Origin of the sequence: Telmatospirillum siberiense, from assembly GCF_002845745.1 — a bacterium.
GTDB lineage: Bacteria > Pseudomonadota > Alphaproteobacteria > Rhodospirillales > Magnetospirillaceae > Telmatospirillum > Telmatospirillum siberiense.
The window spans coordinates 13,534-28,704 of the sequence record NZ_PIUM01000050.1 but is presented as its reverse complement, the minus strand read 5'-3'; the positions used below and the strand labels follow the sequence as shown (position 1 = coordinate 28,704).

At 61.2% G+C, this 15,171-nt stretch carries 11 protein-coding genes; 5 read left to right on the top strand and 6 right to left on the bottom strand.

All coding sequences use genetic code 11. The features are described from left to right. Positions 1-193: 193 nt before the first annotated feature. Positions 194-1,219: a patatin-like phospholipase family protein gene (locus CWS72_RS25975; protein ID WP_101253576.1), complete on the bottom strand. Its 1,026-nt coding sequence runs from the start codon at positions 1,217-1,219 to the stop codon at positions 194-196. 386 nt (positions 1,220-1,605) lie between these two features. On the opposite strand from CWS72_RS25975, the gene CWS72_RS25970 reads away from it, so the two are divergent. Together CWS72_RS25970 and CWS72_RS25965 are read left to right on the top strand one after the other, a co-directional pair. Next, positions 1,606-3,393, top strand: coding sequence for an acyl-CoA dehydrogenase (locus CWS72_RS25970; RefSeq protein WP_101253575.1), 1,788 nt, complete (start codon positions 1,606-1,608; stop codon positions 3,391-3,393). A gap of 578 nt (positions 3,394-3,971) precedes the next feature. After that, positions 3,972-4,631 carry a hypothetical protein gene (locus CWS72_RS25965; protein ID WP_101253574.1) on the top strand — a complete coding sequence of 220 codons (660 nt, stop codon included), beginning with the start codon at positions 3,972-3,974 and terminating at the stop codon, positions 4,629-4,631. 41 nt (positions 4,632-4,672) lie between these two features. Here the strand turns inward: CWS72_RS25965 and CWS72_RS25960 are convergent, their stop codons facing one another. Then, a complete protein-coding gene (locus CWS72_RS25960) occupies positions 4,673-5,563 on the bottom strand; it encodes a DMT family transporter (protein WP_158240829.1) in 891 nt (296 codons plus the stop codon). Positions 5,564-5,747: 184 nt separating this feature from the next. Here CWS72_RS25960 and CWS72_RS25955 point away from each other — a divergent pair, with 184 nt between their 5' ends. Together CWS72_RS25955 and CWS72_RS25950 are read left to right on the top strand one after the other, a co-directional pair. Then, positions 5,748-6,740: a glycosyltransferase family 9 protein gene (locus tag CWS72_RS25955; protein ID WP_101253572.1), complete on the top strand. Its 993-nt coding sequence runs from the start codon at positions 5,748-5,750 to the stop codon at positions 6,738-6,740. Positions 6,741-6,786: 46 nt separating this feature from the next. Next, positions 6,787-8,316: a cryptochrome/photolyase family protein gene (locus tag CWS72_RS25950; protein WP_241911895.1), complete on the top strand. Its 1,530-nt coding sequence runs from the start codon at positions 6,787-6,789 to the stop codon at positions 8,314-8,316. On the opposite strand, the gene CWS72_RS25945 is transcribed toward CWS72_RS25950, so the two are convergent. After that, positions 8,252-11,137, bottom strand: coding sequence for a hypothetical protein (locus CWS72_RS25945; RefSeq protein WP_241911894.1), 2,886 nt, complete (start codon positions 11,135-11,137; stop codon positions 8,252-8,254). The genes CWS72_RS25950 and CWS72_RS25945 overlap by 65 nt on opposite strands. 308 nt (positions 11,138-11,445) lie before the next feature. On the opposite strand from CWS72_RS25945, the gene CWS72_RS25940 reads away from it, so the two are divergent. Continuing rightward, entirely contained in the window at positions 11,446-11,868 is a 423-nt protein-coding gene (locus tag CWS72_RS25940; RefSeq protein ID WP_101253569.1) for a response regulator, read from the top strand. A gap of 104 nt (positions 11,869-11,972) precedes the next feature. Here the strand turns inward: CWS72_RS25940 and CWS72_RS25935 are convergent, their stop codons facing one another. From CWS72_RS25935 to CWS72_RS25925, 3 genes are read right to left on the bottom strand one after another with little or no spacing between them, the layout of a single operon-like run. Then, entirely contained in the window at positions 11,973-12,728 is a 756-nt protein-coding gene (locus tag CWS72_RS25935; protein WP_101253568.1) for a fumarate reductase iron-sulfur subunit, read from the bottom strand. An 18-nt stretch (positions 12,729-12,746) separates the two neighbouring features. Continuing rightward, the gene (locus tag CWS72_RS25930) at positions 12,747-14,600 is read right to left on the bottom strand and encodes a fumarate reductase flavoprotein subunit (RefSeq protein ID WP_101253567.1); all 1,854 of its coding nucleotides are present in this window, start codon (positions 14,598-14,600) and stop codon (positions 12,747-12,749) included. 10 nt (positions 14,601-14,610) lie between these two features. After that, positions 14,611-15,165, bottom strand: coding sequence for a succinate dehydrogenase/fumarate reductase transmembrane subunit (locus CWS72_RS25925; protein WP_199175999.1), 555 nt, complete (start codon positions 15,163-15,165; stop codon positions 14,611-14,613). Between the last annotated feature and the right edge of the window lie 6 nt (positions 15,166-15,171).

The window sequence follows — 15,171 nt, the reverse complement described above, 5'->3', positions numbered from 1 at the left end:
TACCCGAGGTGGGAGCCGTATGCGGGAAAGCCGCACGTACGGATCTGTGCGGGGGGCGCTCAGCAATGAGCGTCCCTACCGCGATCCCCGAAGCTTTAGCGAAGGAAGCCCGAGGCGGACGGATGTCCGCCGCCCGGCAACCGAGTGGCTAAGAATTTAAACCAGAACAATCGGGGACACCCGATTGTTCTGATCAGTGACGGGCTTCGGCCAAACTCTCGGGAACGATGGCCGGCATCCAGACGTCGGCGCTCTCCTCGGCCGCGGCCCGGCCCGCATCGAAGAGTTTCGCGATCATTGCGGGCTTGGGATCGAACGCCGATCCGCTTGTGGCGCCGAAAAAGGCATGGTCGATGGTGATCTTGTGCAACGCCAGGTCGCGTAGCCGCAACAAATCAGCCGGCAGGGGACTGGTGCGATGCAGAAGCTTCTGCATCTCGGTCAGGGCATCGAGATCACGCAGCAAGGGGGCATTGAACAGTATCCTCTTCAGCCTGGCGAAGATCTCAGGTGCCGCCTTCGGCAGATCGGGCTCGTCATCGGCCGTCAGCTTGACGAGCAACAGGGATCGGCAAGCCGTTTCCAGCACCAGCGGTAAAATCGGCGGGTTGGCCGAGAATCCACCGTCCCAATAGGGCTGCCCATCGATCACCACCGCCTGGGAAAGATAGGGAATGCAGGACGAAGCCATGAGAACGTCGACCGAGATCTCCTCCTCGCGGAAGATACGCTGCTCGCCCGTGTTCACGTTGGTGGCGGAAATGAACAACGGGATCCGGCCGTCGGCCGACAGACGCTCGAAATCCACCATATCAACCAGCAAATCGCGCAATGGATTGATATTCAAGGGATTGAACAGATAAGGCGAGATCACTCGGGTCAACAGGTCGAATTGAAGACTGGCGCCCGGCAGGCCGAGCGGGCTCAGCAGCGACATCTTCCCCACCGACGTCCACAACCGCCGCAACGCATCGCGGGCACCGGCGCGTCCTCCTTCCAATAGTCCCCAGGCCGCCACCACCGCATTGATGGCTCCGGCGCTGGCACCGCTGAATCCGGCGATGGGAAGATCCTCTTCCTCAAGCACCCGATCAAGGACGCCCCAGGCATAGGCGCCATAAGCGCCGCCACCCTGCAAAGCGATGGCGAGAGGCTGTTGGGTCTCCGACGGTACCGGCAAGACATTGGCGGTCCGCTGCGACAAAGATCCCCAGAACATATGTGTTACAACTCCATCACACCAAAAAACGATCAATCCTCACGAAAAGACCTTTCCTTTGGCGTTTTACCCTTCAAATACGACAATCAAAAATTGAAAAAAAATTCATGATTCTCACATTTGAAATGAACAAATCTTCTCTGCAACCATAAGGTGACTATGGCTTTCCACCAAATGCTGCGATGCAACATAATAAGGGTGGATCAAACAACATTTCAAGGGCGGATTATTCGAATCCGCAAAACAGGTAAATACTTAGCGTATTTCCAAACCAGCTCCACAACCTCAGATAGGGGAGACAGAGCGAGCCACCTTTGTTAACCTCCCCCGTGACGTTCAAGACCCAACCCGGCACCGTCGCAATCCAATAACGGAGACAGCCGCCCATGACGCCCTACAGTCCGCCCCTTCGCGACATCACCTTCGTCCTACGGGAATTGGCCGGCCTGGATGAAATCGCCGGATTGCCGGGTTTCGAGGACGCGACGTCCGATGTGGTGCAAAGCGTCCTCGATGAGGCAGGACGGATCGCTTCGCAGGTCCTGGCTCCCCTCAATCAGACGGGCGATCAGCAGGGAATCCGACGGGAAAACGGAACCGTCAAAACTCCCGATGGCTGGCGCCAAGCGTACCGCACGCTGACGGAGGGCAACTGGATCGGGCTTTCCTGTCCACAGGAATTCGGGGGAATGGGACTGCCGGGGGTGGTCGATGCCGCCGTCAGCGAGATGTGGCAGGCCGCCAACATGGCTTTTTCGTTATGCCCGATGCTGACCCAGGGCGCCATCAACGCCATCCGGACCTGCGGCGACGAAGCGTTGCAGGCGAAATACCTGCCACGCCTGGTTTCCGGTGAATGGGCGGGAACGATGAATCTGAGCGAGGCGGCCGCCGGCTCGGACCTGGGAGCCATCCGGACCAAGGCGGTCCGCAAGGACGGGCACTATCTGGTCTCGGGCCAGAAGATCTTCATTACTTATGGCGATCACGACCTGACCGAAAACATCATCCATCTGGTCCTCGCACGGACGCCCGACGCACCGGTGGGCGTCAAGGGAATTTCCCTCTTCGCCGTTCCCAAGATGCTGATCGGCGACGACGGCAAGACGATCCGGCGGAACGACGTCCAATGCCTATCGCTCGAACACAAATTGGGTATCCATGCCAGTCCGACGGCGGTCTTATCCTTTGGAGAGAAAGAAGGTGCGATTGGCTTCCTGATCGGCGATGAGAACCGCGGTCTCGAATATATGTTCGTGATGATGAACCATGCGCGTCTCAATGTCGGGCTGCAGGGCTTGGCCATCGCCGAACGGGCCTATCAACAAGCCCGCGCCTATGCGCAGGAACGAATCCAGGGGCGGCCCATCGGGTGTTCGGCACCGAGCGCCATCGTCGACCACCCGGATGTCCGTCGCATGTTGATGGGAATGAAGGCGGAAATCGAGGCCATGCGGGCGCTCGCCTATCTGGCCGCGGCGGCCCTCGACAGGGCGCAGGCCCATCCTCTTCCGGCCGAACGCGACGCCGCGAAACGTTATGCCGAACTGCTCAACCCCATCGTCAAGGGATGGTGCACGGAACGCGGATTCGAGATTGCCTCGACAGGCGTGCAGATCCACGGAGGGACGGGCTACATCGAATCGACGGGCGCGGCACAACATCTGCGCGACGCCCGCATCACCACGATTTACGAGGGAACCACCGGCATCCAGGCCAACGACCTGATCAATCGCAAGATCCTGAAGGATGGCGGCCTCACGCTGGACCGCAGCCTGGACGACGCCGGGAAAACCGCGCGAGAGCTCGCCCAACATGACGATCCGATCCTTCAGGATATCGGCAACGCCTTGAACCGCGCCGTCGGCGATGCCCATCGGGCCAGCCGATGGCTGCAAGACGTCGCCGCCGAGGACCCCCGCCAGGCCGCCGCCGCGGGCGTGCCGCTGCTGCTGCTGCTGGGAACCGTGCTCGGCGGGCATGAAATGGCGCGTGCCGCCCGGCTTGCGGTGATCCGGGCCGCTGAAACGGACACCGACCAGGGATTTTACCGCACCAAACTCAAAACCGCCTGGCATTACGCGGAAGCCATTCTGCCACGCAGTTCCGGACTGCTGGGAACGATCATCCGCGGATCGAGAACCGTGATGGTCCTCGATCGCGAGGAACTCTAATATTGTGATTCGTTTGGATGGATCTCAATATTAGAAGCATAACCGATAGGGCAGCGAATCCAGGCTAATAAACGGTTGGAACCGACAAATTCCATCTGTGTTCATCTGCGTTCATCGGAACTGATCTGTGTTTCCTTATGATCGATTCCGATGGGTAATCCCGGGGCCAATCGAGCTGCTCCCGATGGCCCGGCCCGGGACCGGGGACTTGTCCAAAGGAGCACAGATAAACACAGATGAACTCAGATAGGCGTAGATGCGCACGGCCATGACGCCGATGTTAACAAAATCGAAACCCGAGTTCGGAGTCCTGGCATAAACGACGCCTTCGCCTCCGGCTTCGGCGGGGCTCAGACGCCGCTCGGGCTACCGCGTCGCATTGAACCATTCGAATGGTTCACCGAATATCCGAGCGGATTTGGCGAATTACACCGCCCGATATGCAGGTGACGATCCGTATCATTCACATGACGACATGCATTGGCAATGCCGACAAGGCACCAGTCGCGCGGAACATTCACGCAGATGAATGAGGAAACTTCCAGCTCTGCCTTTTCATCTGGAAATGGAGTGGACCGATGATCACACCCGTTCAGCAGACGCCGCTGCCGCTCGATCCGATACGCCAGCAGATCACGCCGACACCGCCGGTCGCCCCGCCCCCTCCGCCAAGCCTTGCCGAGACTCCGATCCGGGCCGCGGATTCGTCGCAGGACAAGTTCTCCCCTGAAGACGATGGAAATCGCGACGAACAGAGAAGCAACGACCTGACCGAACAACAGCGAAACGAAACCGTGGGAAAGCTGCGCAGCGCCTATCTAAGGCTGCATGAGCTGCAACGCGAGGCCAACACCGCTTACGCGTCCGGCAATGCCACCCGCGCCAAGGAACTGGCCTCCGAGGCGGCGGGAGTGGCCCAGTCCATCCCGGCCAGCGTTGGCTTTTTGCAGCCGGCGGTGGCCGTCTTATCCCAGGGCAGTGAAGGCATCTCCAGCGTAGCGGCGACCTTCGACGTTGCCCGCGAAGGACTGAGCACCGCCAAGGACGTCGTCGATACCGCCGCCAGCATCCCCTATCACCCCGTCGCCGACAGGATCGCCATCAACGGCATGAGACTGCAGGTTCTCGACGCCATGGCCGGTGTCGAGGATTTGGCCGCCAAGACCGCCGAAGCCGTGGCGGCGGCCTCCGCTGACACATTGACCGCCCTCAATCAACATCTCGACGTCAAGGCCTGACATCCGGGAGAAACCTCCCCGCCGAAGACGGCGGGGAGGTTTCATGATTTGGACGCCAACCGGATACCTCCGATGATCGTCACCAATCCGGCGGCATGAAACCAGCGGAAGGGCTCATCCAGGAAAAAAACCGCCAGCAGCGCGGTGAAGATCGGAATGAGATAAGTGTATTGACCTGCGAGATTGGCCCCTAGGCTCGCCACCCCCTGATTCCACAAGTGATAGGCCAGAATCGAAGGAAAGATCGCCACGAAGGCGATCAGTCCGGCGCTTTGAACCGTCAATAGGAAGGCTTGGCCGGTGGTCAGTTCCCAAAGATAGAAGGGCGTCAGGAACAACCATCCCAGAATCATCTGCACCGTCAGCAAGGCCAATGGCGAAAGACCGGGTGGATAGCGGCGCAACAGTACGGAATAGATCGCCCAACTGACCACGGCGGCCAACACCCAGAAATCCCCGGGTTCCAGGCCCAGCGTTTGCAGGTTTCCGGGATCACCGCGGGTAATGACCAGGACCACCCCACTCAAGGAAATGGCGATCCCCAGACTCTGACTCAGGCCAACCTTCTCGCCCAGCCACAGCCAGGAAAGCAGGACGATGGCCACCGGAATGGCGGCGCTGACCAAGGTCGCGTTCACCGCCGTCGTGCTGGTCAAGGCGACATAGAGCAGCGTGTTGTAGGCGGTGACGCTGAAAAGAGCGATCAAAGCCAGGACTTTCCAGCGATGGCGCACTTCGTTCCATTGCGCCATCATCTTCGGCAATCCGAACGGCAGAACGATCAGCAGGGCGAACAGCCAACGCCAAAACGCCAGGGCGATCGGAGGCAATTGCCCGACGGCCATGCGGCCGGCAATGGCGTTCCCCGCCCAGAATAGGGGCGGCAGTATCATGATCACGGCGGGAGAGGTCAGGCGGGTGCGAAACGACACGAAAAGGGCACCGATCGGAAAAAAACGAGAACAGCGCCCACAGTAACGACGAGGCGGAAAGCCGGCAAGCTCGCTCGTCCCCTTGCTTGCGGGCGGTCTATTGGAAAATAACGCCGGCAGCGGTTGCCCTGGGCCTTCGGGATGAGTACCCTGACGCTCCGTTGACAATAATTCTTTCAGAAGCATGGTCGATCAGCCCCTGTCCGTTCTTGTTTACGTCGGTCTCGATCTCGTGGGCGACGGCCTGATGAAACTGCCCTTCCTGCGCGCCTTACGTGCCGCGTTTCCATCGGCGCGCATCACCTGGCTGGCCGGTCAGGGCAAGACGGTCTATGCCGGCGCCCTTGCCCCGTTGATCGAGGGCCTGGTGGACGAAGTCATCGAAGACGCCCATATCGGCAATCGTTGGTGGGAGTTGTTGCTGCCGCGTCCGCTGAAAGGACGCCGCTTCGATCTGGTCCTCGATTCGCAGCGGCGCGTGCTGACCACCCTGATCGTCAAGCGCATCCGGCATGGACGTTTCCTGTCGGCAAGCGCCGACTGGCATCTGTCCGATCAGTGTCCCGCCGCCGGGATGGCGAAACAATCTTCGATGATCCGCCAGATGCTGACCCTGGTTGAGTTGGCCTCCGGTCGGCCTGCTTTGCCGAACGCTCCTTTGCGGCTCGACGACCGCATGGAAACCGAGGCCGAACGGCGGCTTCCCGACGGGCCGGTTTACGTCGGCCTCGCGCCGGGAGCCGGCGGCAAACATAAATGCTGGCCATTGGAAAATTACATCGCCTTGGCGATGCGCCAGGTCAAGGCGGGCCGTGTACCGGTCGTCTTTCTCGGCCCTGCGGAACGGCAGTGGGAGGACGAGATCCGCGACGCCGTTCCCGGCGCGCTCTTGCCTCTGGATTACGCGGCGACGCCGCTGCTGACCATCGCGCTGGCGCGCCGTCTGGCCGTGGCCGTCGCCAACGACAGCGGCACGGGACATATGATGGCCACCGCCGAGGTCCCCCTCATTTCCCTGTTCGGACCGACATCGCCGGACAAGTTCGCGCCGGTCACGCCGCACCTGACCATCTTGCGCGCACAGTCATTCGGCGACAGCGGCATGGAATTCATCCCCCTCTCCGCAGTTGCGGACGCGATAGAGACCGCCCTCGGAAACATCCAACCCCAAGGCTGAGGTTGAAGGCGGCCCTCCCCCACCCAAGATGGAGAGGGATTTAGCCTTGAGGGACAAAACATTGCCCGCTCAGACCACCGGTTTACCTCTCGATCCCAATGCGCCCATCATCGTATGGTTCCGCCGCGATTTACGTGTCGTCGACAATCCCGCCTTGAGCGAAGCGGCCCAACGCGGCCAGCCGATCATTCCGCTCTATATCCTCGAAGAGGACGCGCCTCGTCCGTTGGGCGGCGCCGCGCGATGGTGGCTCCATCACAGTCTCAAGGCGCTCTGCCGGGAATTAACCGGCATGGGAAGCAAGCTGATTTTGCGACGCGGACGGGCAAGCGACGTCCTGCTGTGTCTGGCGCGGGAAAGTGGCGCCCGTACGGTGTTATGGAACCGCCGTTACGACCGCATGGAAACCGGGAAGGACTGCAAGATCACCTCTGCCCTGGTTTCAGAAGGCATCCAGGTGGAATCGTTCACCGGTTCCCTGCTGTTCGATCCCCGGACTGTCCGCAACCGCAATGGACAGCCCTTTCGGATTTTCACTCCCTTCTGGCGTTGTTGCCTCACCCTCCCCGATCCGCCGCGTCCGCTTCCCCGACCGAGGGAACTCATGACACACGCGGACATGGCCTCCGACGCTCTCGCCGACTGGCGTCTCCCACCCGAAAAACCCGACTGGTCAGGCGGCATCGCCACGGCCTGGACGCCGGGTGAAGACGCCGCCGGCGCACGCCTCGCCGACTTTCTGGAGGATGGACTGTGCTGCTATGCGCAAAGACGCGATCATCCGGATCAGGATGCGACATCGCGGCTATCACCCCATTTGGCCTTCGGAGAGATCAGCCCCCGGCAGGTGTGGTATGCCGCGCGGACCGCGGGATGTCATCCGACGGAGAGCTTTCTGCGGGAGTTGGGGTGGAGGGAATTCTGCCATCACACCCTGTATCACGCACCGGATCTGGCCAGCCAACCGCAGCGCGGGGAATTTCAGAACTTCCCCTGGGCAACCGACGAAGCCGCCTGGCAGGCCTTTACGCACGGGCGCACCGGCTATCCCATCGTCGATGCCGGCATGCGGGCGCTGTGGGAAACCGGCTGGCTGCACAACCGGCTGCGCATGATCGTCGCCTCCTTCCTGGTCAAGGATTTGCTGATCCCGTGGCAAAGGGGCGAAGCGTGGTTTTGGGACACATTGGTCGATGCCGACCCCGCCAGCAATGCGGGGGGATGGCAATGGGTCGCCGGTTGCGGCTTGGATGCGGCTCCCTATTTCAGGATTTTCAACCCGGTCCTCCAGGGTGAAAAATTCGATCCGCACGGACGCTACATCCGACGCTGGATCCCAGAACTGGGGGGACTGCCCGACAACGTCATCCACCGCCCGTGGGAGGCCTCGGCGGAGGTCCTGGCCAAAGCCGGGCTCCGTTTGGGAAAAGATTATCCCACCCCCATCGTCGAGCACGGCGCCGCCAGGCTTCGCGCCCTGGCGGCCTACGAGCGGATGAAGAACTCCGCTCCTATTCCAGGCGTCCCAGAGCCCGCGCCAGAACCAGATACAGCTTGCCGACCTCGGCACTGGTGAACGTCCCGGTCAGGACATCCGCGCGGTCTGCGGCGCGGGCCTGATTGAGCAGCGTTTCGAACTCGGCCAGGTACCGGTTCACATAATCGCGGAACTGGCCGTCCTCCTCGTAACGCGTCCGGATGGCGGCGATCTGGTGGCGGTCGAGATTCTTCAAAATCTTGCGCAGGAAGACGGACTGATCGCCGGAATGGAATTCGCGCCATGTCTTGTCGTCGATGCCCGACTGGAAGATACGGCTGATATCGACCGACAGGGATTGCAGCTTTTCGACGACATAGGCCGCAGTCTGGAGGAAATTCTCGACATTGACGTTGCTGCGATTCTGCTCAAGCTGTTCAGCTTGGTTTTCCGCCAGCTTCGAGGCGTTCACCAGATCCTCGGACTGTCGGGCGAACGTCTGGACAAGAGTTTCGGCGTGGTGCGACAGGCGTTCCCCGGTCATCCCCAGATCGCCCGACTTCTGGCGGAGCATCTCGAAGACGCTTTCCAACTGGGTCGAGGTGTGTTCCGTCGCCTCCGCCAATTCCTGCGACTGGCGGCGCAGGCTTTCCCCGGCTCCGCGCACCTGGGCGCTGATGCGGTCGGAGGATGCCGCGAGATCCCGGATGCCGCTTTTGAGCTGATCGGCGGTGGTAATGACCTGAGCCGTCGTCTTGCCGGCGGTTTCTTCGAATTCCCGAGCCACCTGGCGCAAGGAATCGCCGGACGCGCGCGCCTGCAGTTGCGCCTGCTGCACCGTGTCGCCGAGTTCGACGGCGTTTTGCCGCAACTGCTGACCGAACGCTTTCAGCAGTTCCGAAGAGTCTTCGGCGATGCGGCCCAAATCTCCGGCCTGGGCGCGCAAGGTCTGACCGACACCGGCCATGCCGGCCTCGGCCTGATCGGACGCGGCAACAATGACTTCGGTCTGCCGGCGCAGATCCTCGCCCACCAGGCGCAACCGACTGCCGGCCTGCTCGGCGGAAACGCTCAAATGGGCGCTGCGATCGTCGAAAACGTCGGAGACCTGCTGCACGTCCTCAATGGCGCGCTGCGAAGCGGAGGCGACGTCCTCGCTTCTCAAACGCAAGACCTCGCCGGCCGACTGCAGCTCAGCCCCGACGCGGCTGGAAACCGCGACCAGATCGTTGACATTCTGGCGCAGAACGTCGGCGACGTTCTTGACCCTGGCCATGATCTGTTCCGACGTCGAATGCAGATGCCGCGCCTGCTGGCCGAGCGAAGCCTCGCTCAACTTGGTCTGCGTCGAAACCAGATTGGCGATATCGGCCAATTCCTCCGCTTGTCCGCGCAGGCTCTGGCGAATGGCCTCGGCCTGAACGCCGGCTTTTTCAGCGGCGCGGTTCAGTTCCTCGACATGCGCCCGCAAGGCGTCGTTCAATTCGCGCGCCCGCACGCCCATCTGATCGGAAGCCGCCGTCAGAACGCGGTTCTGGCCGGAGAAAGCCTCGCCGGCCTCGCGAATCCGGGCAATCGCCCGATCGGCCGAAGTGTCCACTTCGTCCTTCCGCTGCAGAAAGACCTCCCCCACATCCCCCAATTGCTGACTGGCATCGTCGGCGGCGGAGCGAAGCGATTCGACATGGCGGGCCATCAGTTCCGAAAGCTCGCGGAACCGCACCATCGCCTGGTCGGAGGCCGAAGAAAGTTCGCGGGTCTGAACGCCAAGTCCCTCTTCGACGATCTTGACGCGAGCCAGTACGCGTTCGGTTACCTGATCAAGTCCGGCGGCCTGCTGTTCCAGGGCGACCGTAATCCGCCCGGCTTGCTCGGTCAGACGGCCGGAGGCCGCGGACAGATCGACGTTCTGCCGGCTGAAAAGCTGATCCAGCGCATCGGCCCGGCGCTTCAATTCGTCCGTGACATCGATCGCGCGCTGCGAGGACCGGTCGACCACGGTGGTGATCAGTTCGGACTGAGCTCCGACCACACGCCCCAGTTCCTCGACGCGCCCGCTCGCAGTGCCGATGGCTCGGCCAAGACTTTCAACGGCACGTTGAACATCGGCATTGGCTTGGTCGGCCTGCTTGGCCGTCGCGCTGGTCACTGTTTCCAGGCGTTCGATCTGCACCCCCATGCCGGTTCCGAAGTCCTTGGCCTGTGTCGCCGCTTCGTCGGTGGCGGCAATCAGGTCCTGGGTCACCGATCGCACCTCGACGATGCGTTGCATGGCGCCTTCGGTGCAACGGCCCAAGGCCTCGATCTCACTTTTCAGGCCGTCGACCACCCGCTGGGTGTCATTGCCGACGCGGGCCGCCAGGGTGTTCAGATTCTCCGTCTGTCTGTAAAGATCCAGACGCACCTGCTCGGCCTTTTGCACGGCGAGGTCCGACACCTGGGTCAATTCGGCCGCCTGACGACGAAGGGATTCGCTGACTGCCGCGATGCGCCCTTCCGCCCCCTCCACCGGATAGGTCAGCCGATCGAGATAACGTCGCAGTTCCGCCGCCTCGCGCTTCAAGATGGCGCCGCGGTCCAGAAAAGCGATGACCAGCCAGAGAATGGCCAAAGGCATGACCGCCGCGCCCACCGCGCCACCAAACTCAGGAGGCTGGAGATCGAAGAGGTTGCCCCAACCCAGCGCCTTATCCACATAGGTAAAACAGACCGCAAGCCACGCCAGACTGGCCAGGCTGGCCGAGCCGTAGGTCACCCGGATACGCCAGACGCCATCGCTCTCACCCGCCCGCTCCTCTCCGAAGCGGTCGGTCGGCGTCGGGACGATTTGTCGTTCGGGGACCGGAAGGACTTCGCTTGAAGCCGGACCGGAAGCTATGCTGTCGGTGGATAGAGCGGCGGTCTGTTTATCATCAGCCATGGCTAATCCCATCTGGCTTGAAATATTTTAAGCGACGTTGCCACAAAGCCCGTTCAGGTCAACGGCTTTCCGGCGTCTTTCCGGTTTGGCATAAGAGCTGATTGGCAGGATAAGCCCATGGCGAGAGCCCCCAGGAAATCCAACGCCCCCTTTTCGCATACTCACATATTAAACGAAGAGACGCCATCCCGATGCGCGGTCTATATAGAAGACCATTCCCCAATGAAACCAACCCGACAATTCCCTAAGAAATCACCAAACCCTATTGTAGACTTGTCAGCGCGCGGAAAAACGAGGGAATCATCATAATGGTGAACGATCGGTCGCCTGACACACAGCGCTTTTCCAACATGAAGATCCTTCTCGCCGACGACAACATCATCAACCAAAAGGTAGCGGGCGCCCTCCTGACCCGCCTCGGCCACCTGGTCAGCTTCGCCGGAGATGGCCGGGAAGCCGTAAAGGCTGTGCAAGAAGGAACCTTCGACGCCGTCCTGATGGACGTTCAAATGCCTGACATGGATGGACTGGAGGCGACCAGGGCCATCAGGGCCTTGCCGGACGGCAAGGGCTGCCTACCGATCATCGCGATGACGGCGGGAGCCAGCGAGGAGGACGTCCGGCAATGCCAGGCGGCAGGCATGGATGGCCATGTGACCAAACCATTCGATCCGCAGAAATTTTTCGCCCTGGTGGAACAGTACCGGGGGCGAAACGGAATCGGCGAATAGATCGGCCGGGGACACCATCGATCTTCGCCTTAAGAAAAACGCAGCAACCCAACGAGGGATTGCTGCGTTTTTTCGATACCACCCGCCAGGAGCGGCGTTCCTTTTTAGTCCAAGGGCTTCAGGAACTTGGGCAGCATGTGGTTGACGGCGGCCAAAGCCATCTTCCGGCGCAATTTGCCCAGTTGCTCCTGCAAGGGGATCTGCTTGGGGCAAACATCCTCGCACGCCAAAAGCCCCATGCATCCGAAAATGCCCTCGTCGGTGCCGACCAGGTCGAAATAGGCCTGGGTCGTACGCTCGTCGCGGGGATCGAGGATGAAACGGGCCAAACGGTTGAGTGCGACCGCCCCGAGAAAATCCTCCCGCATGATCGCCGTGCCGCATGCGGCAACACAGCATCCGCATTCGATGCAGCGGTCGAGTTCGTAGATTTCCTCGGCCAGGGCGTTGTCCATGCGCTCTTCCTGAGCGTGCGGATCGAACTCCTTGTCCGTATGAATCCAGGACTCGACCTTTTGATACATCTGACGGAACCAGGTTCCCGTATCGACCGAGAGATCGGCGACGAGCTTGAACGCCGGAAGCGGCAGCAAGGTGATCTCGTCGGGCAGATCGCGGGTCTTGGTGCGGCAGGCCAGTCCGGGCCGGCCGTTGATCACCATGGCGCAAGCGCCGCAGATGCCCGCGCGGCAGCAAAAATCGAACTGCAGCGACGGATCCTGCTCGGCCCGGATGCGATTGAGCGCGATGAACAAGGTCATCGACTCGGTCTCATCCAGGGTGAACACCTCCTGGTGCGGCCGAGAGTCCGGATCCTGCGGATTGAAGCGGAAGATATTGAAAGTCAGGGTTCTAGACATGATCAGATCCTCGCTCCACTAGGCTTTTTTCTTGCCCGACTTGGGCGGGGTTTCCATGGGAATGATCTTGCCTCCGCCGTAGCCGCGCTCGCCGGGGGGCAATTCGAAGGACGGCGTGGCCGGTTCATAGGTCAGCGTCGGCAATTCGTCGCTCTCGCTTTTCCAGGTTGCCAAGGTCCGGTTCAACCAATCGCGGTCGTTCCGGTCGGGATAGTCCTCGCGGGTATGGGCGCCACGCGATTCGGTGCGCATCAAGGCACCCTGGGTGACACACAAGGCCAGCTTGACCATGCCTTCGATCTTCAAGGCCAAGGCCAGTTCCGGATTGGCGCCGATACCGTTGGATTCCAGTCCGACCCGCTTGGCCCGGGCCAGCGTCCCCTTGAGGGTCTCGACGGATTCGGCGAGATCCTTGCCGTTACGGAAAATGCCGGCGCCCTTGATCAGCGCGTCATGCATCTCCTCGCGAACGGCGAAGGCGTTTTCGCGGCCATGGGTTCCGCCGATGAGATCCTTGATCCGGCTTTCCTGCTTGGCATAGACGTCACGGACGGCGCCCATCTTGACCACCGTATCGGCGCCTTTCAGGAATTCGACCACCTTGGCGCCCACCACCATGCCGGCGACCACAGTCTCCGACAGGGAGTTGCCGCCCAGACGGTTAAAGCCGTGCATATCCCAGCACGCCGCTTCGCCGGCCGAGAACAGTCCCTTCAGACCATAGACGGCGCCATCCTTGTTGGTCCGAACGCCGGCCATGCAGTAATGCTGGGTCGGACGCACCGGGACCAGTTGGCTGATCGGATCGACGCCCAGGAAATTTTCGCAGATATCCTTCACTTCGCGCAGATTGGTATTGATGTGATGCGCGCCGAGATGGCGGATATCCAGCCACAGATGGTCGCCATAGGCGCTCTTGACGCCCAATCCCTTCCGCATGTGCTCGGTCATCCGCCGGGACACCACGTCGCGGGAGGCCAATTCGGCCTTCTCGGGTTCATAATCCGGCATGAAACGATACTGGTTGACGTCGAGCAATGTGCCACCGTCACCACGGCAGCCTTCGGTCACCAGAATATCCGTCGGCACGATGCCGGTGGGATGGAACTGGATCGCCTCGGGATTGCCGATCGGCACGATACCGGTATCGAGAGCCGCGATATGAGCGCCGCCATCGTTGATCACCGCATTGGTGGACGCCCGATAGAGACGGCCGAAGCCACCGCTGGCGATCAGGGTAGCCCGCGCCAGATAAGCGCGGAGTTCGCCGGTCTTCAGGCAGCGGACGATGGCGCCGAGGCAGGTTTCGCCATCATGAATGAGGGCGATGGCCTCGGTCTTGTCATGCACGTCCACGCCCAGCTGCGCCGCCCGGTTGTCGAGCGCGAACAGCACCGAATGCCCGGTCCCGTCCGAGGTATAACAGGTGCGCCATTTGGCCGTCCCGCCGAAGGAGCGCGAGTGGATCAACCCCTCGTTCTCTTTCTTTTCAACCGCGGTGAAGGGCTTGCCGCCCTTGTAATAGGTCTGCTCGCCGGGAACGACACGGCTCCACGGCACTCCCCAGAATGCCATCTGACGCATGGCGATTGGCGCATTGTCGACGAAAATACGCGCCACCTCCTGGTCGGCACCCCAGTCGGAGCCCTTCACGGTGTCGGTGAAATGCACGTCCGGGCAATCGCCCTCGCCCATCGCCGAATTTCCCAGCGCCGCCTGCATGCCGCCTTGCGCCGCCGAAGAATGGGATCGCCTTGCCGGAACCAACGACAGACAGACGACCGAAAAGCCGTTCCCCGCCGCTTCGATGGCGACCCGCTCGCCCGCCAGGCCCGCCCCGATGCACAGAAGGTCGGTTTGGAAGATCTGCATGATCGTTTCCTTAATGAATGGTGAGGAACATGAAGCGCGCCAAAGTGACCACGCCGATGCTGATCATGATGATGGTCAGCATGTTTTCCTTGGCGTGGAATCCCTTGCGGCGGGCGCGGGACAGGAATCCCCACTTCACCGCGATCCGGTAGAACCCGATACCCACATGAAGTTCAACCAGAGGCAGCAGCACGAGATAATAGACCAGCCACGCACCCCCTTGGATACGGGCGGCGCTTTTGGCGGCGGTGATCGGCAGATCAGTCAACACCACCCAGATATGGGCGGCCCCCATGATGAGGATGACCATGGCGGTTCCCGCCTGGACGATCCACAGCCAGGTATCCTGATGCTGCATCCGCTTGGCATTGTCCCACATCGCCGTCTGCTGCCTGGTGACCCATGGAATCTTCCGGGCGGCGAGAACGAAATGCAGAAGAAAGATCAGGAAAATTCCTGGACCGAAGACATAAACCAAGCCGGTCGCCTCGAAGAACCAGGCGATGGCGTCCATCACAGCGGGACTGATGATGACGCTGGAAACCAGGCAAAGGTGAGTCCACATAAATAT

Coding starts and splice junctions, on each gene's coding strand:
- CWS72_RS25970 (WP_101253575.1), top strand. CDS start 1,606: ATGACGCCCTACAGTCCGCCCCTTCGCGACATCACCTTCGTCCTACGG.
- CWS72_RS25965 (WP_101253574.1), top strand. CDS start 3,972: ATGATCACACCCGTTCAGCAGACGCCGCTGCCGCTCGATCCGATACGC.
- CWS72_RS25940 (WP_101253569.1), top strand. CDS start 11,446: ATGGTGAACGATCGGTCGCCTGACACACAGCGCTTTTCCAACATGAAG.
- CWS72_RS25935 (WP_101253568.1), bottom strand. CDS start 12,728: ATGTCTAGAACCCTGACTTTCAATATCTTCCGCTTCAATCCGCAGGAT.
- CWS72_RS25925 (WP_199175999.1), bottom strand. CDS start 15,165: ATGTGGACTCACCTTTGCCTGGTTTCCAGCGTCATCATCAGTCCCGCT.
- CWS72_RS25975 (WP_101253576.1), bottom strand. CDS start 1,219: ATGTTCTGGGGATCTTTGTCGCAGCGGACCGCCAATGTCTTGCCGGTA.
- CWS72_RS25955 (WP_101253572.1), top strand. CDS start 5,748: ATGGTCGATCAGCCCCTGTCCGTTCTTGTTTACGTCGGTCTCGATCTC.
- CWS72_RS25945 (WP_241911894.1), bottom strand. CDS start 11,137: ATGGCTGATGATAAACAGACCGCCGCTCTATCCACCGACAGCATAGCT.
- CWS72_RS25930 (WP_101253567.1), bottom strand. CDS start 14,600: ATGCAGATCTTCCAAACCGACCTTCTGTGCATCGGGGCGGGCCTGGCG.